The sequence below is a fragment of the Cupriavidus sp. Met-2 genome (assembly GCF_049843575.1).
Taxonomy (GTDB): domain Bacteria; phylum Pseudomonadota; class Gammaproteobacteria; order Burkholderiales; family Burkholderiaceae; genus Cupriavidus; species Cupriavidus metallidurans.
The window spans coordinates 497127-523409 of the sequence record NZ_JBBHZL010000002.1; the positions used below are offsets into that span (position 1 = coordinate 497127).

22 protein-coding genes and 1 tRNA gene are annotated in these 26283 nt (G+C 64.7%); 6 read left to right on the top strand and 17 right to left on the bottom strand.

What is annotated here, in order from left to right:
• The 13 genes from leuE to gloB form a co-directional block, all read right to left on the bottom strand.
• Nucleotides 1-672 (bottom strand): leucine efflux protein LeuE, encoded by a 672-nt coding sequence (gene leuE / locus WD006_RS07495; RefSeq protein WP_029307472.1) that lies wholly within the window; start codon nucleotides 670-672, stop codon nucleotides 1-3.
• Between the two features lie 34 nt (nucleotides 673-706).
• Nucleotides 707-1855 (bottom strand): glutamine-hydrolyzing carbamoyl-phosphate synthase small subunit, encoded by a 1149-nt coding sequence (gene carA / locus WD006_RS07500; RefSeq protein WP_375199028.1) that lies wholly within the window; start codon nucleotides 1853-1855, stop codon nucleotides 707-709.
• Between the two features lie 320 nt (nucleotides 1856-2175).
• Nucleotides 2176-2589: a RidA family protein gene (locus WD006_RS07505; RefSeq protein WP_011516903.1), complete on the bottom strand. Its 414-nt coding sequence runs from the start codon at nucleotides 2587-2589 to the stop codon at nucleotides 2176-2178.
• Nucleotides 2590-2624: 35 nt separating this feature from the next.
• Nucleotides 2625-3044 (bottom strand): acyl-CoA thioesterase, encoded by a 420-nt coding sequence (locus WD006_RS07510; protein WP_029307471.1) that lies wholly within the window; start codon nucleotides 3042-3044, stop codon nucleotides 2625-2627.
• A 2-nt stretch (nucleotides 3045-3046) separates the two neighbouring features.
• Entirely contained in the window at nucleotides 3047-4708 is a 1662-nt protein-coding gene (locus tag WD006_RS07515) for an AMP-binding protein (protein ID WP_029307470.1), read from the bottom strand.
• A 21-nt stretch (nucleotides 4709-4729) separates the two neighbouring features.
• Complete coding sequence (locus WD006_RS07520; protein ID WP_029307469.1) at nucleotides 4730-5896, bottom strand: acyl-CoA dehydrogenase family protein; 1167 nt, start codon at nucleotides 5894-5896, stop codon at nucleotides 4730-4732.
• Nucleotides 5897-5905: 9 nt separating this feature from the next.
• A complete protein-coding gene (locus tag WD006_RS07525; RefSeq protein ID WP_017514508.1) occupies nucleotides 5906-6757 on the bottom strand; it encodes an enoyl-CoA hydratase family protein in 852 nt (283 codons plus the stop codon).
• A 30-nt stretch (nucleotides 6758-6787) separates the two neighbouring features.
• Complete coding sequence (locus WD006_RS07530) at nucleotides 6788-7582, bottom strand: SDR family NAD(P)-dependent oxidoreductase (RefSeq protein WP_035832587.1); 795 nt, start codon at nucleotides 7580-7582, stop codon at nucleotides 6788-6790.
• A gap of 2 nt (nucleotides 7583-7584) precedes the next feature.
• Entirely contained in the window at nucleotides 7585-9960 is a 2376-nt protein-coding gene (locus WD006_RS07535; protein ID WP_029307467.1) for a bifunctional salicylyl-CoA 5-hydroxylase/oxidoreductase, read from the bottom strand.
• 148 nt (nucleotides 9961-10108) lie between these two features.
• Nucleotides 10109-11998, bottom strand: coding sequence for a propionate--CoA ligase (locus tag WD006_RS07540; protein ID WP_029307466.1), 1890 nt, complete (start codon nucleotides 11996-11998; stop codon nucleotides 10109-10111).
• 82 nt (nucleotides 11999-12080) lie between these two features.
• Nucleotides 12081-13040, bottom strand: coding sequence for a glycerophosphodiester phosphodiesterase family protein (locus WD006_RS07545; protein ID WP_425648176.1), 960 nt, complete (start codon nucleotides 13038-13040; stop codon nucleotides 12081-12083).
• 170 nt (nucleotides 13041-13210) lie between these two features.
• Nucleotides 13211-14923 carry a transglycosylase SLT domain-containing protein gene (locus WD006_RS07550; RefSeq protein ID WP_029307464.1) on the bottom strand — a complete coding sequence of 571 codons (1713 nt, stop codon included), beginning with the start codon at nucleotides 14921-14923 and terminating at the stop codon, nucleotides 13211-13213.
• 137 nt (nucleotides 14924-15060) lie between these two features.
• A complete protein-coding gene (gene gloB / locus WD006_RS07555; protein ID WP_029307463.1) occupies nucleotides 15061-15861 on the bottom strand; it encodes a hydroxyacylglutathione hydrolase in 801 nt (266 codons plus the stop codon).
• A gap of 12 nt (nucleotides 15862-15873) precedes the next feature.
• On the opposite strand from gloB, the gene WD006_RS07560 reads away from it, so the two are divergent.
• The 6 genes from WD006_RS07560 to WD006_RS07585 all read left to right on the top strand — a co-directional run bounded on the left by WD006_RS07560 (nucleotide 15874) and on the right by WD006_RS07585 (nucleotide 22363).
• Nucleotides 15874-16668, top strand: a complete 795-nt coding sequence (locus WD006_RS07560) for a class I SAM-dependent methyltransferase (protein ID WP_011516914.1) — start codon at nucleotides 15874-15876, stop codon at nucleotides 16666-16668.
• Between the two features lie 18 nt (nucleotides 16669-16686).
• A complete protein-coding gene (rnhA, locus tag WD006_RS07565; protein ID WP_029307462.1) occupies nucleotides 16687-17124 on the top strand; it encodes a ribonuclease HI in 438 nt (145 codons plus the stop codon).
• 22 nt (nucleotides 17125-17146) lie between these two features.
• Nucleotides 17147-17872, top strand: coding sequence for a DNA polymerase III subunit epsilon (dnaQ, locus tag WD006_RS07570; protein WP_029307461.1), 726 nt, complete (start codon nucleotides 17147-17149; stop codon nucleotides 17870-17872).
• A gap of 124 nt (nucleotides 17873-17996) precedes the next feature.
• Nucleotides 17997-18071 (top strand) — tRNA-Val (locus tag WD006_RS07575).
• Nucleotides 18072-18706: 635 nt separating this feature from the next.
• On the top strand, nucleotides 18707-21445 hold the full coding sequence (locus WD006_RS07580) for a cation-transporting P-type ATPase (protein WP_029307460.1): 2739 nt from the start codon (nucleotides 18707-18709) through the stop codon (nucleotides 21443-21445).
• A gap of 30 nt (nucleotides 21446-21475) precedes the next feature.
• Complete coding sequence (locus WD006_RS07585) at nucleotides 21476-22363, top strand: universal stress protein (RefSeq protein ID WP_029307459.1); 888 nt, start codon at nucleotides 21476-21478, stop codon at nucleotides 22361-22363.
• A 123-nt stretch (nucleotides 22364-22486) separates the two neighbouring features.
• On the opposite strand, the gene bluB is transcribed toward WD006_RS07585, so the two are convergent.
• The 4 genes from bluB to WD006_RS07605 form a co-directional block, all read right to left on the bottom strand.
• Entirely contained in the window at nucleotides 22487-23170 is a 684-nt protein-coding gene (bluB, locus tag WD006_RS07590) for a 5,6-dimethylbenzimidazole synthase (RefSeq protein ID WP_011516920.1), read from the bottom strand.
• 103 nt (nucleotides 23171-23273) lie between these two features.
• On the bottom strand, nucleotides 23274-23870 hold the full coding sequence (locus WD006_RS07595) for a ParB-like protein (RefSeq protein ID WP_029307458.1): 597 nt from the start codon (nucleotides 23868-23870) through the stop codon (nucleotides 23274-23276).
• A 164-nt stretch (nucleotides 23871-24034) separates the two neighbouring features.
• Entirely contained in the window at nucleotides 24035-25633 is a 1599-nt protein-coding gene (locus WD006_RS07600; RefSeq protein ID WP_029307457.1) for a rhodanese-related sulfurtransferase, read from the bottom strand.
• On the bottom strand, nucleotides 25630-26250 hold the full coding sequence (locus tag WD006_RS07605; RefSeq protein WP_029307456.1) for a cysteine dioxygenase: 621 nt from the start codon (nucleotides 26248-26250) through the stop codon (nucleotides 25630-25632). Before WD006_RS07605 ends, WD006_RS07600 begins: the two co-directional genes overlap by 4 nt.
• Nucleotides 26251-26283: the final 33 nt, after the last annotated feature.

Sequence of the window (26283 nt, forward strand, 5' to 3'; positions counted from 1 at the left end):
TCAGCCCAGTGTGGCCGTGGCCAGCTTGGCGCCGAAGCCGATGAACATCGCCCCGACCCCGCTCGACATACCTGCGGACAGGCGTCGGCGGCGGCGGAACGCATCGGCCAGCCTTGCGCCCACGAAGATGATCGTGGTCAGGTAGGCGAAGCTGCAGATCTGGCAGACCAGGCCCAGCGCCACGAACGACAGCGCCGGAACGGCGAACTGCGGGTCCACGAACTGGATGAAGAACGAGATGAAGAACAGGATGGCCTTCGGGTTCAGCAGGCTGATGAACAGCGCCTTGCTGAACGGGTTCGACGCGCGATCCAACGACGCAACCGCGTTCGTGGCGACATCGGCTTGCGCCGACCAGTTACGCACCGCGCCACGCAGCATCTGGAAGCCGATCCAGGCCAGGTATGCCGCACCCACGTACTTGACCACGTGGAACAGCCCCGGGCTGGCCTTCAGCAGCGATGCCACGCCAGCGGCCGACAGCACCATCAGGATCGCATCGCCGAGGAAAACGCCGCATGCCCCCTTGTAGCCGGCGCGTACACCGCGCTGCGCGGCCACCGACAGCACATACATCGAATTCGGCCCCGGCAGCAGCACGATGAAGATCGTACCGAGCACAAAGGTCCAGAAATCAGTGATGCCGAGGTTGGCATGCATGAAGGCGTTCATGGGCGTTTCCCGTTCAGGCTCTCGTTTCTCGATCTCAGGCAGCGGCCTTGGCGCGGGCGTCCTGCATCAGCTTGGTGAAGCGGTCGAACAGGTACGCGATGTCGTGCGGGCCCGGCGACGCTTCCGGGTGACCCTGGAAGCAGAAAGCCGGCTTGTCCGTCAGCGCGAAGCCTTGCAGCGTGCCGTCGAACAGAGACGTGTGCGTGACGCGGGCGTTGGCCGGCAGCGTCGATGCATCGACTGCGAAGCCGTGGTTCTGCGACGTAATCACCACACGACCATCATCATGGTCCTTGACCGGATGGTTGGCGCCATGGTGGCCCGTGCTCATCTTGAGCGTCTTGGCACCGACGGCCAGGGCCATGATCTGGTGGCCCAGGCAGATGCCGAAGGTCGGGATACCGCGGGCGATGAACTCGCGCGTGGCGGCGATCGCGTAGTCGCACGGCTCCGGGTCGCCAGGGCCGTTCGACAGGAAGATACCGTCCGGATTCAGCGCCAGGGCATCTGCCGCGCTGGCTTGCGCCGGCAGCACGGTCACCTTGCAGCCGCGTTCGGCCAGCATGCGCAGGATGTTGAACTTGACGCCGAAGTCGAAAGCGACCACGTGGAACTGCGGCTTGTCCTGCTTGCTGTAGCCTTCGCCGAGCTTCCACTCGGTCTGGGTCCACTCATACGGCTCCTTGACGGAGACGACCTTGGCCAGGTCCATGCCTGCCAGGCCCGGGAACGAGCGCGCCAGGTCGATGGCCTTCTGGACATTGTCCTCGCCAGCCAGGATGCAGCCGTTCTGGGCGCCCTTCTCGCGCAGGATACGGGTCAGCTTGCGGGTGTCGATGCCCGCGATCGCCACGACCTTTTCCTGCTTCAGGTAGTGGGCAAGGGTATGTTCCTTGCGGAAGTTCGAGGCCAGAATCGGCAGATCTTTGATGATCAGGCCGGCGGCATGGACTTTCGTGGCTTCTACATCCTCAGGGTTGACGCCGTAATTGCCGATATGCGGATACGTCAGCGTGACGATCTGCCGGGAATAGCTCGGGTCGGTGAGGATTTCCTGATAACCGGTGATAGCGGTGTTGAACACCACTTCGCCGATCGTATGGCCGGAAGCGCCGATGGAATAGCCACGAAAGACCGTGCCGTCTGCAAGCGCGAGGATGGCGGACGGAAAAGACGGTAACACGGGTAGGCTCCTGCTGGATTCACCCCGTGACCGACCTGCTCAACGCCTCGTGCCCCGTGGGCGAGCCCTCAGCCATGTGCATGGCGAGACTCCCGGCGGAGGCTCTTTCGTCACTTCGCACAATGTCTGCGTGGTGCACGAAAAGCCCTCGCGAATATGGGGGCGGCGGAAGGTGGAATACGGTAGGCGCTAGGGTGAAGGGTTCTGAAAGCGAAACTTTCGAATTATATCCCGCCGCACCCAATTTCTCAAGTTTTCAAGGACTTGCGTTTGCCATGGCTGCCAGGCGGCCCATCATTCACGACCGCCCGGCACGCCGCTCATGCCGTGGCTGGTACCACGGCGGTGACCTCGATTTCCACCTTCGCGCGCGGCTCGACGAGGTCCGCCACCTCTACCGCGGTCATCGCAGGAAAGTGGCGGCCGATGATGTCGCGATAGTGCTGCCCGATCGCCTTGTAGGCACCCACGTACTCGGCCTTGTCCTTCACATACCAGGTCATGCGCGCGATGTGCTCGGGCCGCGCCCCGCCCTGTTCCAGCACGGCGACAATATTGCGCAATGCCTGCGCCACCTGCAGCCCGAAATCGTCGGTTTCGAACTCGCACTGGCCGTTCCAGCCGATCTGCCCGCCGACAAAGATCAGGCGGCTGCCCACCTGCATCTCGGCGAGCATGCCGTTGGCGTATCCCTTCGGAGGTGCCCAGTCGGGCGGCTGCAATGTCTTCAGCATGATGTCGATTCCAATCCAGAGTTCAGAGTTATCCGTCAGGTCGCCAGGAAGCGTCCCATTGCATGTCGTACGGGGTCAGGCAGGGCCTGCGCGGTCATCGTCCGTGTGTCGACGCAGACGAGCCGCTGAGAGATGTGCATACGCGTGCCGCCATCCGGCCCCGCCAGGCGGACCTCGACCGAGAAGCTGCTTCGGCCGATATGGGACACGCGCAGTTCTCGTGTGAGCAGTTCGCCAAGCCGGCTTGGCGCCTCGAAGCGGCACTGCAGTTCGGCCGTCGGCACCCCCGCATGACCGGTCAGATGCATCGCATCGAACGGCCAGTCGAGCGCCTCGGCGAACCAGTCCTCGATAAAATCGTTCAGCATCTCGAAATAGCGCGGGTAGAAGACGATGCCGGCGGTATCGCAATGCTTGAAACGCACACGCACCTGATTGGTGAACACGTCGTTCATGGCTATGCGCCCTCTGCCGCCATCTGCCGCAGGCGGAAGCGCTGCAGCTTGCCCGTCTCGGTACGCGGCAGCGCCGCCACGAACTCGATGCGACGCGGATACTTGTATGGGGCGATCTCGCGCTTGACATAGTCTTGCAGCGCCGCCCGCGTGGCGTCGGAGGGCTCCACGCCGGGACGCAGTACCACGTACGCCGTCACGACCTGGCCACGCTCCGCGTCTGGCGCGCCGACCACCCCGCATTCGGCCACCCACTCATGCCGCATCAGCGATCCCTCGACCTCGGGCCCGGCGATGTTGTACCCAGCCGAGATGATCATGTCGTCCGAACGCGCCTGATAGAAGTAGTAGCCATCGGCGTCGGCCATGAATGTGTCGCCGGGCAGATTCCACCCGTCGCGCACATATGCCTCCTGGCGGGGATCGTCCAGATAGCGGCAGCCCGTGGGCCCGCGCACCGCGAGCTTGCCCACCGTGCCCGGCGGCACCGGCTGCATGTTTTCGTCGACGATGCAGGCTTCGTACCCCGGTACCACGCGACCCACCGCGCCCGGACGCACGTCCGCGCCAGCACTGGAAACGAAGATATGCATCATCTCCGTGCCGCCGAGGCCGTCGGTCATCTCGATGCCAGTGGCCGCCTTCCAGGCCTGCCGCGTGGCATCGGGCAGCGCCTCGCCAGCGGACACGCTCTTCCTCAGGCTCGACAGATCGAAGTTCTTTACCAGCGCCGCCATCTGCCGATAGAACGTCGGCGCGGTGAAGACGATCGTCGCGCGATGGTCCTGGATCAGCTTGAGCAGCAGCTCCGGCGTAAGCCTTTCCGACAGCGCGGTACTGGCGCCAATGCGCAGCGGGAAGCAGAGCATGCCGCCCAGCCCGAATGTGAATGCGATTGGCGGCGTGCCACAGAAGACGTCGTCCGGCGTGGGCTTGAGCACGTGGCGCGGGAACAGGTCGCACATCGCCAGCACATCGCGGTGGAAGTGCATCGTGCCCTTGGGTTGCCCCGTGGTGCCACTCGTGAACGCGATCAGGCAAATGTCATCAGCGGCCGTGTTGCACGCGGTGAAACTGTCGGGCTTGCCCGCCATCGCGGTTTCGAGCGCATCGGCACCCTCGCCGTGGAAGTAGCGCACGCGTTCGAGCGTCGGACAAAAGTACTCGCCATCGGCACGCCGGTTCGCGTCCAGCTCGTCGCGCAGACGTGCATCGCAGAGTGCAGCCGTCACCTGCGCCTTGTCGATGATCTGCTTGAGCTCCTTGGCGCGCAGCAGCGGCATCGTCGGCACGGCGATCAGTCCTGCCTTGAGCGTGGCAAGCCAGCTCGCCGCCATCATCAGGTTGTTCGGGCCGCGCAGCAGCACGCGATTGCCCGGCACCAGCCCCATGTCCTCGACCAACACATGCGCGATGCGATCCACAAGCGCCGCCAGCTCGGCATAGGTCACGGTCTCGATACGGCCCGCGCGCTCATGGCGCACCGCCACGCGGCCACCGTTGCCGGCCGCCACGTGTCGGTCCACAAGCTCCACTGCCGCATTGAGGCGATCGGGGTAGCGCGTGTCGTCATTGAACTGGAACACCGGCCACGTCTGCGGCGGCGGCAACCTGTCCCGTGCGAAGGTATCAACATGAGCGGTGGCTGGTTGGGGGGCGGCCATACTTGTCTCCTGTCTCGTGTTCTATCGGGCTGCCAGCGTCTCGCGCGCAATGATCAGCTTCTGCACTTCAGTGGCGCCTTCGTAGATCCGCAGCGAGCGAATCTCGCGGTAGAGGCTTTCCACACGCGTGCCAACCTTGACGCCGAGGCCGCCGAACATCTGCACGGCCCGGTCGATGACCTGCTGCGCGTTCTCGGTGGCGACCATCTTGGCCATCGCCGCCTCGCGCGTCGTGCGCTGCTGCCTCACATCGCGCAGCCAAGCGGCGCGATAAGTCAGCAGCGCGGCGGCATCAATGGCCGTAGCCATGTCACCGATCGCCGCCTGCGTGAGTTGCAGATCCGCCAGCACGCCGCCGAACATCGGGCGCGACGTGGCGCGTGCCAGCGCATCGTCCAGCGCCGCGCGACCGAAGCCAAGTGCGGCGGCGGCCACCGAGGCCCGGAAGATGTCGAGTGTCATCATCGCCACCTTGAAGCCCTGCCCCGGCTCTCCCAGACGGTTGCCAACGGGTACGCGGCAGTCATCGAAACGTAGTGTTGCCAGAGGATGGGGCGCGATCACGTCGATGCGCTCCGCGATAGACAGGCCCGGTGTATTGGCATCCACCACGAACGCGGTGATGCCGCGCGCGCCGGCTGCCTCCCCGGTGCGTGCGAACACGCAATAGAAGTCGGCGATGCCGCCGTTCGATATCCACGTCTTGGCGCCGTTCAGCACGTAGTGCGTGCCGTCATCGGATAGCTTCGCGCTGCATTGCATCGCTGCCACGTCGGAACCCGCCTCGGGCTCGGACAGCGCGAATGCCGCAATGGCCTCGCCCTTCGCCACGCGCGGAAGATAGCGCTCGCGCACCGCGTCGCTACCCGCCAGCGTGATCGCGCCCGAGCCAAGGCCCTGCATCGCAAAGGCAAAATCAGCCAGGCCGTCGTGGCGCGCCAGTGTCTCGCGCAGCAGGCAAAGCGCGCGCGAATCGAGCGCGGGCAGCGCGCCGCCGAACGCCGCCGGCACGCAGTAGCGGAGCCATCCCGCCTGCCCAAGCTGGCGCACCAGCGTGCGGCACGCCGCGTCGGCATCGTGGTGATCGACGTCGCGCAGGTTCTCGCCGCACCAGGCATCCAGATCGCGCTCGAGCGAACGGTGCGCATCGTCGAAGAACGGTAGTTCAAGGTAGGTCTTGTCGCTCATGCCAGCCCCTCAATCGCCTTCGAACACCGGCTTCTGCTTCGCGACGAACGCGTCATAGGCTCGCCGGAAGTCGCGAGTCTGCATGCAGATGGCCTGTGCCTCCGCTTCGGCCTCGATCGCTTCGTCGAGCCCCATATTCCACTCCTGATGGAGCAGCTTCTTGGTAACGCCATGCGCGAAAGTCGGACCCGCGGCGATCTGCGTGGCCAGCGACTGCGCCTCGGCCAGCAGCGTTTCGGAAGCGTGCAGCGCGTTGAAGAAGCCCCATTGCAGCCCTTCCTCGGCGCTCATCGAGCGGCCGGTGTAAAGCAGCTCGCTCGCTCTCCCCTGCCCAATCACGCGGGGCAGCAGCGAACATGCGCCCATATCGGCGCCGGCCAGACCAACGCGCACGAACAGGAAAGCGGTCTTCGCCAGCGCGGTACCCAGACGCATATCGGAGGCCAGCGCGATCATCGCGCCGGCGCCGGCGCAGATGCCGTCGATCGCGCTGATGATCGGCTGCGGGCAGGCGCGCATGGCCTTGATCAAGTCGCCGGTCATGCGCGTGAAGTCGAGCAGCTCCGGCATGGTCATGCGCGTCAGCGGGCCAATGATCTCGTGTACATCGCCGCCAGAGCAGAAATTCCCGCCCGCGCCGGTCACCACCACGGTCTTGATGTCGGTGGCGTAGCACAGACTACGGAACAGATCACGCAGCTCGGCGTAGGAATCGAACGTCAGCGGATTCTTGCGCTCCGGCCGGTTCAGCGTGATCGTGCCGACCTTGCCGTCCGCCGAGACGGACCACAGGAAATGCTTCGGTTGATAGTCCGCAAAGGCGCGCTTGTGGTGGCGCATGTCCAGTGCAATATCGCTCATGTGTTGTCTCACTCCACTCTGTTTGATCGTTCAGCCCGCCATCACCTCGCCGCCGGCCACCGGCACGGCTTGCCCCGTGATCGCGGACGCCGAGGGCTGGCACAGCCAGGCCACCGCATCAGCCACTTCATCGGGCCGTACCAGACGCCGCTGCGGGTTACGCGCGGCCAGTTCCGCGCGCGCCTGTTCTTCCGAGCGCCCCGTCTTGCCGACGATATTGGCCACCGCGTCGCGCACGATGTCGGTTTCGGTATAGCCCGGGCACACCGCGTTGACCGTCACGCCCTTGGTCGCCAGTTCCAGCGCCAGCGAGCGGGTCAGGCCGATCACGCCGTGCTTCGCCGCGCAATAGGCGCTGACGTAGCCGTACCCGATCAGGCCGGCCGTGCTGGCGACATTCACGATGCGCCCCCAGCCCGCCTCGAGCATCGCCGGCAGCGCCGCCTGCGTGCAGATAAAGGTGCCGGTCAGGTTGACCTCCAGCATCCGCTGCCAGAGCGCGAGATCGGTCTTGCCAAAGGGCGCGCTGTGCGCCTGACCGGCGTTATTGACCAGCAGCGTGATCGGCCCGCGTGCTTCAGTGGCACCGGCGAAGGCCCCGCTCACCCAATCGGCATCCGTGATGTCCGCGCTGACCGCGCCCAGCGCCGCCCCTTCGGTCACGCACGATTGCAGCGCGTGAACGGTCGCATCAAGCGCTGCCTGCTCGCGACCCAGCAGCGTGACGCTGGCGCCATCGGCCAGCAGCCGGCGCGCGATGGCGGCACCGATGCCACGCCCACCGCCAGTCACCAGGGCGTGACGCCCTTGCAATGCATTGCCCATGGTCATTTTCCCGGCTGCTGCGCGTACGATGCGGCGCGGGCGAGGTTGGTTTCCAGTTGCCGTTTGCCAGACACGTACTGCTTCGGCCACGTGACATCGCGATAGCCCAGCCTGGCCGCCTCGTGCAGCGTCCACGCCGGATCGGCCAGATGAGGACGCGCAATCGCGCAAAGATCGGCCCGGCCAGCCGCGACGATGCTGTCGACATGATCGGCCTCGAAGATCGCGCCCACGGCGATGGTCGGGATGCCCGCCTCATTGCGGATGCGGTCGGCAAACGGTGTCTGGTACATCCGGCCGTAGACCGGCGCCTGATCCGGGCTGACCTGGCCTGATGAACAGTCAATCATGTCCGCGCCGGCCGCCTTGAAGGCGCGTGCGATCTCGACCGCATCATCGGCCGTGATACCGCCCTCGACCCAATCGTGCGCCGAGATCCGCACCGACATAGGCTTGTCCTGCGGCCACACGGCCCGCACGGCTGCAAACACTTCCAGCGGATAGCGCAGACGGTTGGCGAGCAAGCCGCCGTACGCGTCGGTACGCGTGTTGGTCAACGGCGAGATGAAACTCGAAAGCAGATAGCCGTGGGCGCAGTGCAACTCAAGCCAGTCGAAGCCGGCTTCCGCCGCGCGCTTCGCGTTGGCCACGAAGTCGTCACGCACCCGATCCATGTCTTCCTGCGTCATTTCGCGTGGCACCTGCGACACGCCGGGCATGTACGGCAGCGCCGACGCTGAGATCAACGGCCAGTTTCCGTCCGCCAGCGGGTAGTCCATCTTCTCCCAGCCAAGCTGGGTTGAGCCCTTGCGCCCGGCATGGCCAAGCTGCATGGCGATCTTCGTATCGCCGTTGGCGTGCACGAAGTCGACGATGCGCTTCCACGCATCGCGCTGCGCGTCGTTCCACAAACCCGGGCAACCCGGCGTGATGCGCGCGTCGGGCGACACACAGGTCATCTCGGCCACAACCATGCCGGCGCCACCGAGGGCGCGGGAACCGAGATGCACCAAGTGGAAATCGCCCGGCACGCCATCGACCGACGAGTACATCGCCATCGGGCTCACCACCACACGGTTCTTCAGGGTGACGCCGCGCACCGTGAATGGCGTGAACATCGGCGGCAAGGCAGCATCGCCCGCAGCCGCGCGCAGCTTCAGCGTCTCTTGTGGCACGCCGGCCTGCGCGGCCAGCCATTGCTCGAAGTTGTCGACGTATTGCGCATCGCGCACGCGCAGATTCTCGTGCGAGATCCGCTGCGAGCGCGTCAGCAACGAATAAGCGAACTGCTCGGGCGCCATGCCAGCATAGCGCTCGACGTTCTCGAACCATTCGGTCGAATTGCGCGCCGCGTTCTGGATCTTGAGCACTTCCACGCTGCGCGTGGCCTCGTAGCGGGCCAGCGCTTCCGGCAAGCCGTCGACACCGGCGGCGCGATGCTCGCCGATCGCCTCCGCCAGATCTATCGCATCTTCCAGCGCCAGCTTGGTCCCCGATCCGATCGAGAAGTGCGCGGTATGCGCCGCGTCCCCCATCAACACCACCGGCACGCGGCGGCCATCGTCCAGGGTGTTCCAGTGCACCCAGTGATGGCAGATCACCCGCGGGAAGCGAATCCAGATCGCCGAGCCACGCAGATGCGCGGCGTTGCTGATGAGCTTGTTGCCGTCAAGGTACTTGGCGAACAGCTTCTCGCAGTAGGCCACGCCCTCCTCCTGGCTCATCTGTTCAATGCCGGCGGCCTTCCAGACCGGCTCAGGCGCCTCAACGATGAACGTCGACGTGTTGTCGTCGAAGCGATAGGCGTGCGCCTGGAACCAGCCATGCTCGGTCTTCTCGAATGCGAACGTGAAAGCGTCGAACAGCTTGTGCGTGCCGAGCCAGACAAAGCGGCACTGGCGCGTGTCGATATCTGGTTGGAAGCTCTCGGCATAGCGTGTGCGGATGCGGCTGTTAAGGCCGTCCGAAGCAATCACGAGATCCGCGTTGTACTGCCGCGCCAGCGCCTGGTCGTCGCTGACATCGGTCTCGAACACCAGCTTCACGCCGAGCGCCTCACAGCGTGCCTGCAGGATGTTGAGCAGGCGCTTGCGGCCGATGCCGATGAATCCGTGCCCACCGGATCGGATGGTGCGCCCACCGATATGAATGTCGATGTCGTCCCAGTGATTGAATGCCGCGTTGATCTCGGCCGCGCTGACCGGATCGGCCTGCTTCAGGTTCTCGAGCGTCGCATCAGAGAACACCACCCCCCAGCCGAAGGTGTCATATGGCCGGTTGCGTTCGACCACGATCACCTCGTGGGACGGATTCTGCAGCTTCATCAGCAAGCCGAAGTACAAGCCCGCCGGGCCGCCACCAATACATAGCACGCGCATCTGATCGCCTCCTGCAAGCCGTCAGTCGACGGCTCTACATCAGGGTTAAATATTTTATGCTTAAAATATTAGGCGGCATGCCGAAATCTGGCAAGGGGTTTTTCAGGGAGCCCGCAAGTGCCGGGCTCCCTGCCCTTCTATGCCTGCGTCAGGCCAGCGACTCCTTCACCTGCTCCAGCGCCGTCGGGTCCTCGATCGTGGTCAGGTCACCCGGATCACGGCCTTCCGCCACCGCCTGAATGGCGCGGCGCAGCAATTTGCCCGAGCGTGTCTTGGGCAGCGCATTGACGAAGAACACGCGCGCCGGCCGCGCCACCGCGCCGAGCTGCTGCTCCACCGTCTTCATCAACTCCCCCTCGAATGCCATACGGTCCGCTTCAGTTGCCGTGCGCCCGGCGTCACGCGCAATGCAGAAGCCCATGGCGACCTGGCCCTTCAGCGCATCCTGCACGCCGACCACGGCCACCTCGGCCACGCCCGGGTGCGACGACAGGCTTTCCTCGATCTCTCGGGTGCCCAGTCGGTGGCCTGCCACGTTGATCACATCGTCGGTGCGGCCGAGGATGAAGACGTAGCCATCCTCGTCGCGGATACCCCAGTCGAATGTGGAATAGCACTGACGATTCGGCACCGCCGACCAGTACGTGCGAATGAAGCGGTCGTCGTCGCCCCAGACCGTCGACATGCAGCCCGGTGGCAGCGGATAGTCGATCGCCACCACGCCCTTGGTGTTTGGCGGACACTCCTCGCCGGTGACCTCATCGACGATGCGCAGGTCGTAACCGTAGGCCGGCACCCCGGGAGATCCCAGTTTGGGTGGCAGCGCTTCCACGCCGCGCTGGATCGCGATGATCGGCCAGCCCGATTCGGTCTGCCAGTAGTTGTCGACCACGGGCTTGCCGATGCCGTCCTGAATCCAGCGCGCGGTAGGTTCGTCCAGTGGCTCGCCCGCCAGGAACAACAGCCGCAGGCTGGACAGGTCGTGACGCTTGAGCAGCGCCGGGTCCTGCTTCTTGAGTACACGGATCGCCGTAGGCGCGCTGAACATGATGTTGACGCCGTACTGCTCGACGATCTTCCACAGGATCGCGCCATCAGGACGAATCGGCGTGCCCTCGTACATGACCGTGGTCATGCCGGCCAGCAGCGGCCCGTAGACGATGTAGCTATGGCCCACCACCCATCCGATATCGGACGCGGTGAACATCGTGTCGCCCGGCTTGCCACAGAAGATGTTCTCCATCGACGTGGCCAGTGCCACCGCGTAGCCACCGGTGTCTCGCTGCACGCCCTTTGGCTTGCCCGTGGTGCCCGACGTGTAGAGCACGTAGGATGGCTCGCTCGATTCCATCCAGACGCATGGCACCGCTTGTCCGGCCACCTTGTCGCGCCAGGCCGCGTAGTCCTGGTCGCGGCCGCTGACCAGCGGCATCTCTGCCAGCTTGCGGTCCACCAGCAGCACCTTTTCGGGATGATGGCCAGCCAGCCGGATCGCCTCATCAAGCAGCGGCTTGTACGGCACCACCTTGCCCGCGCGCGAACCGGCATCGGCGCTCACGATCACTCGTGGCTTGGCGTCGTCGATACGGGCCGCCAGGCTGACCGAGGCAAACCCACCGAACACCACCGAATGCACGGCGCCGATGCGCATGCAGGCCAGCATCGCGAACATCGCCTCCGGAATCATCGGCATGTAGATCAGCACCCGGTCGCCGCGCTGCACGCCCAGCCCCTGCAGCGTCGCCGCCATGCGCGTGACTTCGTCATGCAACTCGCGGTAAGTGTAGGTGCGTTCGGTATCGATCTCGGTCGAGACATAGACCAGCGCCCGCTGGTCGGCACGCGCGGCCAAGTGCCGGTCGATGGCGTTATGGCAGATGTTGGTGCGCCCGCCGACGAACCAGCGGGCGAAAGGTGGGCGACTGTCGTCGAGCACGCGTTCGAAGGGGGTCTCCCAATCGATACGTGCGGCTTGTTCGGCCCAGAATCCTGCCGGGTCGGAAAGGGAGCGCGCGTGCAGTGCGCGGCTTGCCGTCATGGTATGTCTCCTCCGCTATATGGATGATCAATGCGGTGTTGGTGGCTGGGACAGTTCGACCGGCGGAAACCTGCCGACTGCCCTACTGGTTGCACGACGCGGGGTTCGTTTCCACTTGCGTTCGGATGCCGACCATCTTTTCTGGAGAATCTACCATGACAGCATCCAGCCCCAAACGCTTTGCCTCGCAATAGTCAGCCTGATCATTCACGCCGAATGCCACGAGGTTGGCCGAGACTTTCGACCGGTAGCAATGGACAGAGGCTTTGGTCCAGAGCACCGCCTGGACCGGCGAATGCCCCTCTCCGAGCGTGAAGGTCTCAACCACGTCCACGTTGCGTCGCATCTCGAATCCCGCCCACACACCTGAAACGGACGGCGCATCGCAGCGCTGGCCAAGCGTTGCGGATACCAGTCGACGCCGGGTCACATCACGCGCCTCGGCCAGCCGCGCGCGTGGCCAGGCTGCGAACGTATTCTGGTAATCGGCCTCGGTCGAGTAGATCAGCACGCGGCTCCAGGCGCTTTCGGCATCCAGCACGGCAGCCACCGCGGCCGTCTGTGCCGACGCGGGCATCGACTTCATGTCGAGAATGATCGGCACGTTGGCCGGGATGGCACGCAATGCCTGCTGCAGCGTGGGAATGCCAACCGGACTGTCGCGATAGGGGTAACGCTTCACGCCATCCGATCCCGTTTCGGCGAAGGACCATCCGGCATTAAGCGTCGCCAGCGTGGCGGCGCTGAAATCGGCCACCTTGCCCGATCCATTGGTCAGCGAGGACAGGTCGCTCGGACGGTACAGTACCGGCACGCCATCGAGGCTCGTTTGCACCGACAGCCAGATCATGTCGGCACGTTGGCGCAATGCCGACTCGATCGCCACAAGCGTGTTTTCCGGGCGATCCGCCGTGCCACCGCGATGCGCCACGAGCTTGGGCAGAGGGTAATCGGGTTCGTCATCGTCCTGCGCGCGCTCGCATGACGCGCCAAGGCACGCCAAGAGAATCGGCAGGCAACAGACGGTTTTGGGGAAGGACATCGGGCAGTTCCAGTGGTGGAGCAGACTGCCCTTTTGCCACCCTTCGCCGACTACGTTCTTGATGCCCATCAATTTGCATGACGGAGGCACGGCGCGTCCCCGGCCCAGCGTCTAGCGTGGAACCGGGTTGCCAGAATTTCGCGGCGTCAGGAGGTGGCCGCGCGCAGATGCTACTGCGCGCGGCTCGACTTGGATTTGGTCGCTGGCGTCGGCGACGACTTGCTTTCGCGCGTGGCGGACTTGCCCGACGACTTGCTCGTGGAACTGTGCGGCGAGGCCTCCACCACCACCCGCTTGCGGGGTTCGGCCTTGGCCGATCGCGACGACTTCTCGACCTTATCGGATTTCTCCGACTTTGCCACGGCCTGTGTCTTGCCACCCGACTTGCCACGCGGCGCGGCCTTGGCTGGCGTGTCGTCTTCGTCCCCGGCGCGCTCCGCCCGCATGGCGGCGGCGGAGTTCGGACGCAGCATCAGCACCAGACTCTGGCCGGCAACAAGCTTGCTGCCGGAGAGCTTGTTCCACGACTGCACCTGCTTGACCGACACGCCATAGCGACGCGCCACCGTGGACACCGTATCCTTGCGCCCCGCCCGCACCACGACGCGCTTGGCGTCAGGCACGTCTGGCTCCACGGCCAGCATGGCCGTATCGACCAGCGATGCGCTGATGTCCTGGTCGTGGCGCTCGGTACGCGGAATCATGACGGTCGAACCGGCTTTCAGGCGCATCCCCTTGGGAATCCGGTTGATCTCGCGCAGCGTGTCCACATCCACGTTGAGCCGCGCGGCCAGCGACTCCACACGTTCACGGCTATCCACGGTCACCGCCGTCCAGCTCGACAACCCGCCACGATAGGTATTGAGGTTGTACTGGAAGCGCTCGGCGTTCTCGAACGGCAGCAGGATCTGCGGATTGGCCGCACCCAGGATCACTGGCCGGTTGAACGACGGATTGAGCGCCTTGAACTCGTCCAGCGGCATGTTGGCCAGCTTGGCCGCCAGCGCCACATCGATATCCCGCGAGGTCGTGACCGTCACGAAGTACGGATGATCGGGGATCTCAGGCAGCCTGACGCCGTACGCGGCCGGGTTGGCGATGATGTTCTTCACCGCCTGGAGCTTCGGCACGTAATAGCGCGTCTCGGTCGGCATGGTCAGGCTGGCGTAGTCCGTGGGCAGCCCCCGGGCCTGATTACGCGCGATGGCTCGCGACACGGCGCCTTCGCCCCAGTTGTAGGCGGCCAGCGCCAATTGCCAGTCGCCGAACATGTCGTAGAGCCGCTGCAGATAGTCGAGGGCCGCGTCGGTCGATGCCAGCACGTCGCGCCGCTCGTCGCGGAACATGTTCTGCTTGAGGTTGTACGTCTTGCCCGTGCTCGGGATGAACTGCCACATGCCGGCCGCCTTGGCCGTGGATTCCGCCTGGGGATTGAATGCGCTCTCCACGAACGGCAGCAGGGCCAGCTCGGTCGGCATCTTGCGCCGTTCGAGCTCCTCGACGATGTGGTAGAGGTAGCGGCTCGACCGCCCCACCATCCGTTCCATATAGTCAGGGCGGGCCGCGTACCACTGCGTGCGATCATCGACCAGCGTGCCTTCCAGGTCAGGCATCGCGAAACCCTTGCGGATGCGGTCCCAGATATCGCTGGACGGCCCGCGCAGCCAGTCCACGCTGGACTGGTCGACATTCACGACGGTGGAACGGGATAACGTGCCGGCGCGGCCGGTGCTGTTGAGGGTATTGAGCGGGTCCTTCTTCGGACCGGATTCCAGGGCGGTCGGCGTGCCGGACAATTCGCCGGCGGGCGGTGTGGGTGTGCTGGCGCAGGCTGCAAGCAGCGTGGCACACGCAACTACCGCCAGAAATCGACCAAATCGCATTAAGTTCTCTGAAAGTGACGCCAAAAAGTTGGCCTGATGCTATGGAAAAGCCCCCCTCGCGTCAATGAGATTTTCCCCATGATGCAATTTGAGTCAATTGTCCTCGCCCAGCCCGCAACCGGATTGTCCCATCCGCGTTAACGAAAGCCGTCCTTCCAGCCGCGCAGCGCACCAAACGCCGCCGCGTCATCGCTCACGTCTCCGCCCTGTGCCCGCACAGCCTGGCGGACCGTGGACTCGCGGGACCGCAAGAACGGATTGACCGCGCGCTCGTGCGCCACGGTCGTTGGCACGGTAGGCGTGCCGGCCTCGCGCAGGATATCCACCCGCGCCGCCCACGCCGCCAGATCCGGGTTGGCCGGCTCGACGGCCTGGGCAAAGCGGACGTTGCTGCGCGTGTACTCGTGGGCGCAGTAGACGCGCGTGTCGCCGGGCAGTGCCGCGAGCTTGTCCAGGGATGCCAGCATCTGGGCCGGCGTGCCTTCGAACAGGCGCCCGCAGCCGCTGGCGAACAGCGTGTCGCCACAGAACACCACGGGGCCGGCGCAAGGCAGGTCGCCGACATAGGCCACATGGCCTGCGGTGTGACCCGGAACATCCAGTACCCGGAACGTCACTGCCGGATGACGCAGCGTGACCGTGTCGCCTTCGCGCACGGCCTGCGTGCGGTGGCCGATTCGCTCGCCCTGCGGGCCGATCACCGGCAGCGGCTCGCCGTCCGGCCCACTCGGATGACGCGCGAGGAGGTCTGATACACCACCTTGGTGATCCCCATGGTGATGGGTGATTACAATAGCGCCCAGTGCCAGCCCGCGTTGCGCCAGAAACTGCTCGACCGGTGCGGCCTCGCCTGGGTCCACCACGGCCGCGCTATGCCCGTCGTGGATTGCCCAGATATAGTTGTCCTGAAAGGCGGGGATCGGCTCCACTTTCAACATGCGTGCTCCTCTATGTCCAACCGACCGATTATAGATTGGGAAGAATGGCTAGCCTCGCCACCCGGGCAGTATGTGCTCGAGTGGGAAGGCCAGCAGTACGACCGGACGGTAGCGGACATTTTTGGCTATCACGCGGTGCAGTTCGGCCTGCCCGCCATCGACACGTTGCGCGAGAACCGGATGCCGTTCTCGGCGCTAGCGCTTGACGGCCGCGCGGGCCCGCACGGGCCAAGGGAGACCCATCCCGATGCTCGGCAACTGCTATGCCGGTTCGACGAACTGCCTTTTGATACGCAGAGCATCGACCTCGTCACGCTACCGCACGTCCTCGAATTCTCGGAAGACCCGCACGAAGTGCTGCGCGAAGTCTCGCGCGTGCTGATGCCCGAAGGGCGCGTGGTGGTGACATGCTTCAACCCGATGAGCCTGTGGGGGGCGCGGCAGGGCCTGAACCGCCTTGGCGCCATGCCCTTCCTGCCAAGTGACGCCCAGACCATCGGGTTCGTGCGGATCAAGGACTGGCTCAAGCTGCTCGGGTTCGAGATCATCCGGGGCCGCTTCGGCTGCTACTGCCCGCCCTATCGCACGGAGCGCTGGCTGCAGCGCGCGGCATTCATGGAGAAGGCAGGCGACCGCTGGTGGCCGATCTTCGGCGCGGTCTATATGATCTCGGCGGTCAAGCGCGTCAAGAATATCCGCCTGGTCGGCCCCGCCTGGAAAACACCCAAGTCGGCGCTGAAGCCAGTAGCGGCCCCAGTTGCCACGCCCACGGGCACGCACGGCAAGACCCCTGGCCAGGACAGCTAGGACCATCACCTTATATACATGCAAGAAGTCACGATTTACTCCGACGGAGCCTGCAAGGGCAACCCCGGCCCCGGCGGCTGGGGCGCCGTGCTCGTCGCCGGCGGCCACGAGAAAGAACTGTTCGGCGGCGAAAGCCCCACCACCAACAACCGCATGGAGCTGATGGCGGTCATCGAGGCGCTGCGCGCGCTCAAGCGCCCATGCATCGTCAATATCTATACGGACTCGCAATACGTGCAGAAAGGCATCAGCGAGTGGATTCACGGCTGGAAGGCACGCGGCTGGAAGACGGCGGACAAGAAGCCGGTCAAGAACGCCGACCTCTGGCAGGCACTGGACGAAGCCCAGAAACCTCACCGGATCACGTGGCACTGGGTGCGCGGTCACAACGGGCACCCCGGCAACGAACGCGCGGATGCGCTGGCCAATCGCGGGGTGGCGTCGATCAATACCTGACCCGTCGTTTACAATCCCGCCCATGCGACAAATCGTTCTCGATACCGAAACCACCGGCCTCAATCACGCAACAGGCGACCGCCTGATCGAAATCGGCTGTGTGGAACTGGTGAATCGCCGCCTGACAGGCCGCCACCTCCACTTCTACGTCAATCCAGAGCGCGACATCCATGAGGATGCCATCGCCGTGCACGGGATCACGCTCGATTTCCTGGCCGACAAGCCCAAGTTCGCCGAGATCGTCAACGACGTCCGCGACTTCGTGCAAGACGCCGAACTGATCATCCACAACGCGCCCTTCGACCTTGGCTTCCTGGACATGGAGTTCCAGCGCCTGGACCTGCCGCCGTTCCGCCAGCACGCCAGCAACGTGATCGACACGCTGCGTGAAGCCCGCCAGATGTTCCCGGGCAAGCGCAACTCGCTGGATGCGCTGTGCGACCGACTTGGCGTCAGCAACTCCCACCGCACGCTGCACGGCGCACTGCTCGATGCCGAACTGCTCGCCGAGGTCTACCTGGCGATGACGCGCGGCCAGAACTCACTGGTCATCGACATGCTCGACGGCGCCGCCACGGACGGCGAGACGCGTAGCACCGCCGACCTGTCCGCCATGACGCTGCCCGTGCTATTGGCCTCCGAGGAAGAAATCTCGGCGCACATGGGCGTGCTCAAGGAACTCGACAAGGCAAGTGGCGGCAAGACGGTCTGGCAAGAAGCCTCCCCTGCCGAAGCCGCCACTCAGTAGGGCCTGGCGCCTCCCGAGGGATTTCGAAGAAAATTCGAAAAAGGGCTTTACAAGATACCGGCCCATCGGCATAATCTCGTTTCTCCACTGCACGACATCAGCAGCAACGATGACGAAGCAGCATGGGTGGTTAGCTCAGCGGTAGAGCACTGCCTTCACACGGCAGGGGTCACAGGTTCAATCCCTGTACCACCCACCAAAATTTGTGGCTTGCAACGCCTAACGTTGCCGTGAACCCGGATCGCTGACGAGCTTTCCGGGTTTTTTGTTGTCTGTCGATGGCCGAAGGTATTCGTCATCCTTCACCGATCACGATAATGGGCGCGCCCATCGAATGCTCATCGGCAACGCCCTACCCACCCTCTCGGCAAGCCAATCATGGCTGGCGATTCTTGCGGCCTCGGCAAGCCCATACCTTGCGACGGTGCGGCTTGCTCATCCCGGATGAGGCTCGCGGGCGGGCGCCAAGCCTGCAGATATCGCACCGCCCTGGTGGATTGACGGCTCCGAATGCGCCGTTGAGGGTGACTCTGCCCTGACCCAATTCGCGAAGAAGAGCTTTGACCACTTTGACGCAGATCATCTCCCTCAAGTGCCAAGCGATGTTGAAATAGAGATGCGCAATGCATTCCCACAGGGATGCATTGGCACTCCAAAGTGTTGTCATCGGGGCGTGATCGAAGCAAGCTAGTATCTGATACGCCCTTTCTCCATCAGGCCGCCGCCGTGTCGCAGGCTCCCAAGAAGATGCCTGCGGCTTGACCAGGCGATGCGCGCCTCCGATCGAAACGCGAGACCGGCCCGCCCGGTTGCAGAAAAAGGCCCCGACTCCACATGACTGGTCCTCCTGCCAGCCACGACATCGAAAACCAATCACCACCCATCTGGCACACGCTCACCGACACACAGGTCGGGCAGACCTTGCAGACCAGCGCAGCCGGTCTGAGCGCAGCCGAAGCCTCCCGTCGACTGGACGAGTACGGTCCCAACCGTCTCGCACCACCCAAGCGCCGCGGCCCGCTGATGCGGCTGCTGCTGCAGTTCCACAACATCCTCCTCTATATCATTCTCGGCTCGTCGATCGTCTCGGCGATTCTCGGTCACTGGGTCGATGCGGCCGTGCTGCTCGTGGCGGTCGTGATCAATGCCGTCATCGGTTTCATCCAGGAAGGCAAGGCCGAAGCCGCCATCGATGCCATCCGCGCCATGCTCGCCCCGCTTGCATTCGTGATTCGCGATGGCCAGCGGCACGAAATCGCCGCTGCGGATTTGGTGCCGGGCGATGTGGTCGCGCTGGCTTCGGGGGACCGGGTGCCCGCCGATCTGCGCCTGACCTCGGTCAAAGAACTGCGGGTCGAGGAAGCCGCGCTCACCGGCGAATCGTTGCCGGTGGAAAAGAATGCCGCGCCCGTGGCGGAAGACGCGCCGCTGGGCGATCGCTTCGACATGGCGTACTCCGGCACGCTGGTGGTCTACGGACAGGCGACCGGTATCGTGGTCGCGACAGGTAGCGCCACGGAACTGGGCAGGATCAACGAGCTGCTCAGCAGCATCGAAAGCCTGTCGACGCCACTGGTACGGCAGATCGATCGTTTTGGACGCGGTCTGGCGGTAGCCATCCTGTTGCTCTCCGCCGTGGTGTTCGTGGCTGGCATTCTCTGGCGTGGCCACTCCGCAGCCGACATGTTCATGATGGCCGTAGCGCTGGCGGCCTCCGCCATCCCCGAAGGGCTGCCGGCGATCATGACCGTCACGCTTGCGCTCGGCGTGCAGCGCATGGCCCGGCGCCATGCCATCGTGCGGCGCCTGCCGGCGGTGGAGACGCTGGGATCGGTGACGGTAATCTGCTCCGACAAGACCGGCACGCTGACGCGCAACGAGATGACCGTGCAGCGCATGGTCTGCGCGGGCCATGTATTCGATGTCGGGGGCGTCGGTTATGCGCCGGTGGGAGACTTCAGCATCGACGGACACGTCGTCGATCCCATGCATTGCGCGCCGTTGGCCATGGCCCTGCGCACCGGCGTACTCTGCAACGACGCCAACATGCGCAATGACGACGGCATGTGGCACGTCGAGGGCGACCCCACCGAAGGTGCATTGCTGGTGGCTGGCGCCAAGGCGGGCGTGGAACACCAGAATCCTGAATCCGGCTGGCATCGGCTCGACTCCATCCCCTTCGAATCCGAGCACCGCTTCATGGCCACCTACCACCACGATGCCGATCATGCGCCGTGGATCCTGGTAAAGGGTGCGCCTGAGCGCATCCTCGACATGTGCGCGCGGCAGTGGAATCTCGATGGGGAGCGCACGCTGGACGTGGACTACTGGCGCCGCATGGCGACCGACACCGCGGCACAGGGCCTACGCCTGCTCGCCCTGGCCTGCAAGCGCGCGGCACCCGCGGGCGACAAGCTCGCGTTCTCCGATGTGGAAACCGGCTACACGATGCTGGCGCTGGTCGGCATCATCGATCCTCCGCGCGAGGAAGCCATCCGTGCCGTCAACGAGTGCCACCACGCCGGCATCCGGGTCAAGATGATTACCGGCGACCACGTCGAGACGGCACGCGCGATCGGCGCGCAACTGGCGATCGGCGTGGGCAAGCCCGCCTTGACCGGCAGCGAGGTGGCACTGATGGACGATGCCGCACTGCGCCGGGTGGCGATGGAAGTGGACGTATTCGCGCGCGCCAGTCCGGAGCACAAGCTGCGCCTGGTCCGCGCGCTTCAGGACGGTGGCCAGGTCGTGTCGATGACCGGAGACGGCGTCAACGACGCGCCTGCGCTCAAGCGGGCCGACGTTGGCGTCGCGATGGGGCTCAAGGGCACCGAGGCAGCCAAGGAGGCTTCCGACGTGGTGCTCGCCGACGACAACTTCGCGTCGATCGCCCACGCGGTGCGCGAGGGCCGCGCGGTCTACGACAACCTGAAGAAGTTCATCCTTTTCATGTTGCCGACGAACGGCGGCGAGGCGCTGATCGTGATCGCCGCGATCCTGTTCGACCTGCCATTGCCCGTCACCCCTGCCCAGGTACTCTGGATCAATATGGTCACGTCCAGCACGCTGGGGCTGGCGCTGGCCTTCGAGCCCGCCGAGGACGGCATCATGGCGAAGCCTCCGCGCCCGGTTGGAGAAACGCTGCTGTCGGGCTTCTTTGTCTGGCGCGTAACGATGGTATCCATCCTGATGATGACGGGGGCGCTCAGTCTGTTCCTGTGGGAACTATCCGACGGCACCAGCCTGGAAACCGCGCGCACGATGGCCGTCAACGCCGTGGTGGCCGCCGAGATGTTCTACTTGCTCAACAGTCGGCATACCCTGAAGACCGTGCTAAACCGCGAGGGGCTGTTCGGCAACCCGTATGTGCTGCTGGCCATTGCCGCCTGCGTGCCGCTGCAGCTAGCCTACACACACCTGCCACTGATGCAGGCAGTGTTTGATTCCACCGACCTGTCCGCGCTGGAATGGTGCAAGGTGATCGGCGCCGGCCTGCTGGTGTTCTGCGTCGCCGAACTCGAAAAGATCCTGATCCGACGCAAACCGGCTGGTAAGCGTCTGGCTGCCGATTGAATCTGCCGTTGAACGATTAGCGAGATGCCCATGACGACTCTCCCCGCCACCTCCCCGCCTGCCAGCCTGATGCTGGCCACCGACCTGAGCCCACGCTGCGATCGCGCCCTGGACCGTGCAGCGGGACTGGCCCAAGAATGGAAGGCCGAACTGATCGTGGCCCATGTGCTCGACCCCGCCGCGCACCCGGACCAGGCACTGGCCTGGGCTGCCGATACCGGCGGTGACGGCGATGCCCTGCACATCGCCCGCCGACAGATCGATCGTGACCTGGCCGGACTACCCGTACGTGCCGAGGTGCGAATCATGAAGTCCCGGGATATCTCGGAGACGATCCGCAACATGGCAACCGTTTCCGGCGTCGGTCTGGTGGTCGCCGGCGTTGCGCGGTATGAGTTGCTTGGCCGGTTCCTGCTCGGCTCTAGTGTCGAGCGCCTGGCGCGCACGCTCGCGCAGCCGTTGCTGATAGTGCGTAATCGCCCGCACGCGCCCTACCGCCGGATCGTTGTGGCCACCGACTTCTCCGAAGCCTCTCGTAATGCGCTGCTGACGGCGGCGCAGCTTTTCCCGGGATGCGAACTAACGGCTTTTCATGCCTACCTGCCGCCTTTCGCGGGGCTGACCGACACGCAACCGCAGCCTGCCTCCGCGCAAGCGCAGGAGCGAGCGCAGTACGACGCATTCATCGCTGCCACCGCCTTGCCCGCTGGAACGCGCGTCACACCGCTGATTGTGCGTGGTGGGTTGGAATTGCACCTGACCCAGCACGTCCGCCAGCACGATGTCGACCTGGTGGTGATGGGCGCGCAGGGTCGCGATGCCCTGACTGGCGCGTTGCTGGGCAGCACTGCCGCAAAACTGCTCGACTGCCTGCCCTGCGACTCAATGGTCGTGCCCCGGCCGCGCTCGGCGGGTTGAAGGTATCGGGGAAAAAGGCAACCCGGCCAGACGGAGCGTCAACAATACCGATGTCCGCGACGTTCTCACGGTCGGGAGCCTTTGCGGTAGCCACGCCATGCCGCAAGCGGTCGCTTCCCGCTGTCAGTCGCCTCCGGCCTGTTCCCCGCCACCAGAGGCAGGCGGCAGGTCCGGGGACGCCCACAACATCTCCTGCAGCGGGCGGCGCTGCCGCCAGCCAATCTGCTCGAGCATCGGCTTTTCATAGAATGCCGGCACGGGCCCCAGGCACAGCAGCCCAAACGGCGTGGCGCCTTCGGGAAGCTGAAGTTCGCGTGCCAGCGCTTCGGGGTCGAACATCGAGACCCAGCCTAGCCCCAGGTTTTCGGCGCGAGCCGCCAGCCAGAGATTCTGCACGGCGCACGCGGCGGACGCCCACGCCATCTCACGCGGCATGCTGCGCCGTCCGAAGACGGTACCGTCATCCGGCGCCAGCACCACGGCCAGCAGTTCAGCGCAATCGCGAATACCCTCCACCTTGATCCGCAGGAATTCCGCGGCCCGTTCCCCCAGGGCCTGTGCCGTGGCCTGTCGCTCGGCTTCCACGAATGGAATCAGGTGTTCGCGCCAGGCTGGCGTGCTCAGGCGCATGAAGCGCCACGGCTGCATCAGGCCCACCGAGGGCGCCTGGTGCGCCGCATCCAGCAGCCGTTCCAACTGGTCATCGGCAAGCAACGGCCCGGGCGTGAAATGACGGCAATCGCGCCGCAACGCCATGATGCGGTAGAGCGCTTCGCGCTCGGAAGCTTCAACGTGCGGGCCTGACATGCTTTTTCTTCCTTGTTGTCGATGTCCGCGTCATCCCGAAACGGAATGCAACGCCTGGACGCCCGACAAATACCAAACAGCAGCGACAAGCGCAAGTCGCAGGCTACTTCGCCTGGAACCCCGGCAGGCCCGACGCCCATTTGCTGGCGGCCAGCACCTTCGCGCATTTGACGGCGGCCTGGAAGTCGGCCTTCAGGTCCTCAACGGCGATGTGGCGACGAAAGAAATCGGCCCAGACGAACTCGGCGAAGGCTGTAGGCGTCTTCTGATACCCACCGGCATCGCGCACGTAGCCGGCCAGCGACCGGTACGGATCGTCGATCAGTTTTTCCAGATGGGACGGGATCAGGGTGTAGCAGTGGCGCACCCCGTTCTCGTCCAGCGGATGCACCCACTGGTTCTTGTCCATCTCCCCCCAGAAATCGCCTGGCGCGCTGGTGGAGAGATCGGCCTCTACCATAAAGAAGCCGGACGTGAGGCCTGCCTCCAGCGCCGCCCGGACAAGGTGATGGTGATCGGTGATGTAGAGCGTGCCTCCGGGGCCTTCGACGGCCGGAATCGGATGTGCCTCCATGAACGCCTGCTGATCCTTGGGCTTCAACGAGGCCAGGTGCGTCTTCTTATCCTGCACTTCGATCATGCCCACTGTCAGCTGGGTTGGATGCAGATCGTGGATCAGTGATTCTCGGATCTTCGGCACGGCGGTCACCCTCCTGGCACATGGTTCGGTCCAGGGCCGCAATCCGAAGCGTGAAGGCCGCGTCTCGCAACGTACGTCTCATAAAGAAAGCGGCCCTGGTTCCCGCAAGTATAGGAAACCAGGGCCGCCCCTCCGCTCGGCACGTGCGTTCGGCGTTACCCGTGTCAGACCACCTCGAAGAAGTGCGTGCGATCCCGATCGAGTTGGGCGATCAGGCCAAACTCCCAGTCGAGATACGCCTGCATGGCCGCCGCCGCGTTGTCGGTGCCTTCATAGGGCCGGCGATACCGGTCCGTGCGCGGTACGGCGAGACGAGTTTCCCCTTGCTCTACTGGCAAACCGGCCTCCACCCAGGCCGCCGTGCCGCCTTCGAGCACGAAGACCTCGGCCGAGGTCAGCGCCCGCAGATCAACCGCGGCAAACCTCGCCAGCAGGCTCGATCCACAGGTGAGTACATAGCGCTTCGCTGGCCGAATCGCCTTGATCGCCTGTGCCAACTGGGCACGGATGGCAAACCATGCGCCGGGAATATGGCGCTTGACGTAGTTGGCGCTGGCGGTCACGTCGATCAAGGCGACGTCGCCCTCCTTCAACCATGCAGCCAGCGCGACCGGCGAAACGGTCACTACCTCGGGCGATGGCGGAACGTTCGCGGCCGCCAATCCACGTTCGCTACGCTTATCTTCGCCAACGGGATCGACGACATAGACCTCCCACCCCATCTGCGCCAGCCACGACGCGCTCATGTTCGCGCGTACGCCATCGTCATCGGCCAGCACGATGCGCGCGCCACGTACCGGCGCCTGATGGTCGGTCTCCTGCACCAGTTGTCCACCGGGCGCGCTGCGGAATCCCGGCAGATGGCTGGCCGCGTATTCCTCGGGCGTGCGGACGTCGAACTGGTAGACCGTGCGGTCCGGCACATGCAGGGACGCCAATTCACCAAGTCCGATACGGCGGACCCCAGCCCGCGCCGCAATGGCACCGGCGCCCTCGCGCGCCTTGCCGTGGTTGGCGGCATCAACCTGCACCGGCGCCACACGGCTCGCGCCATGGTCCAGTTCCTGGCCGGCCAGCTTCCAGCCGATCGTGCCATTGCGCAGCGCCGCCACCGGGTTCGGAATCCCGGCGTTGACCAGCGATTGCGTGCCAATGATGCTCCGCGTGCGGCCCGCGCAATTGACGATCACTTGCGTCGCCGGGTTCGGGGCCAGCTCGCGAATCCGCAGCACCAGTTCGGCACCGGGCAGGCTCGTGGCCGTGGGGATACTCATGGTCTGATATTCGTCGAAGCGACGCGCGTCGACGATCACCACATCGGCCTTGCCGTCGATCAGCGCCTGCACCTCGGGCGCACCCAGCGACGGTGTGTGCCGCTTCGCCTCCACCAGTTCACCGAACGACTTGCTCGGCACGTTCACGTCGCGAAAGACCTCGCCGCCTGCAGCGATCCATGCGGTCAGACCACCATCCAGCAACGAGACGTCGGTGTAGCCAAGTTCCCGCAGTCTGGCCGCCGCGCCTGGGGCCAGATCCTCGCCATCGTGCTCGCCGTACACGACGATGCGCGTGTCGCGGCGCGGGATGCGCGCCCAGGCTTCGAGCTCGAGCTTCGACAGCGGAAAGTTGGCCGCCCACAACGGATGCTGCTGCGCATAGGGGTCTTCCTCGCGCACGTCGATCAAGGCGATCTCGGTGCGGTCCAGCAATGCCTGGCGCACGGCCAGGCTGGTTGTTGTCGGAAACGATTGAACTTCAGTCATGACGCGATGGGGTCCTTCGAACGATCCCATGGATTGGGCAAGGTGGAATTGGAATAGCCGGAGATGAATGCCTTGCTGCCGCCGGTCTCCGGAAAGACATGCCGGCGTACCGCGCCGATATTGGCCCCGTACACATGGATGCTGATCGATACGCGGTCGTCGTAGGCATTGTGCACGCGATGGATGTCGCCGACCGTCGGCGACACCGCCTCCACGTCACCGGGCTCCAGCCGCGTTGCCTCGCCTTGTGGCTGCGGCGTGCCCTCTGCATCGATCTCGAACGGCTGCGCGTATTCGGACCCGCGCAACATGCCGATCAGCCCCCATACGGTGTGATCGTGGATGGGCGTGCGCTGGCCCGGCCCCCACACAAAGCTGACAATCGAAAAGCGTTCGGCGGAGTCGCAGTGCAGCAGCATCTGCTGGTAGTACTCGGGATGCGGCTGCGCGTAGGCATCGGGCAACCAATCGTCTCTAGCCACGAGTTTGGCCAGCAGACTGCCGCCCTCGTCGAGAATGCGGGCTTCGTCGGGATGCTGGTCGAGCAGCGCCGTAAAGGCGGTAATGAAATCGCGCAGGGGCTTGAGCGCCTGCGCAGGGGTTGGCGATGTGGACATGCCATGTCTCCTGGATCATTCGGCCGTCGTGCC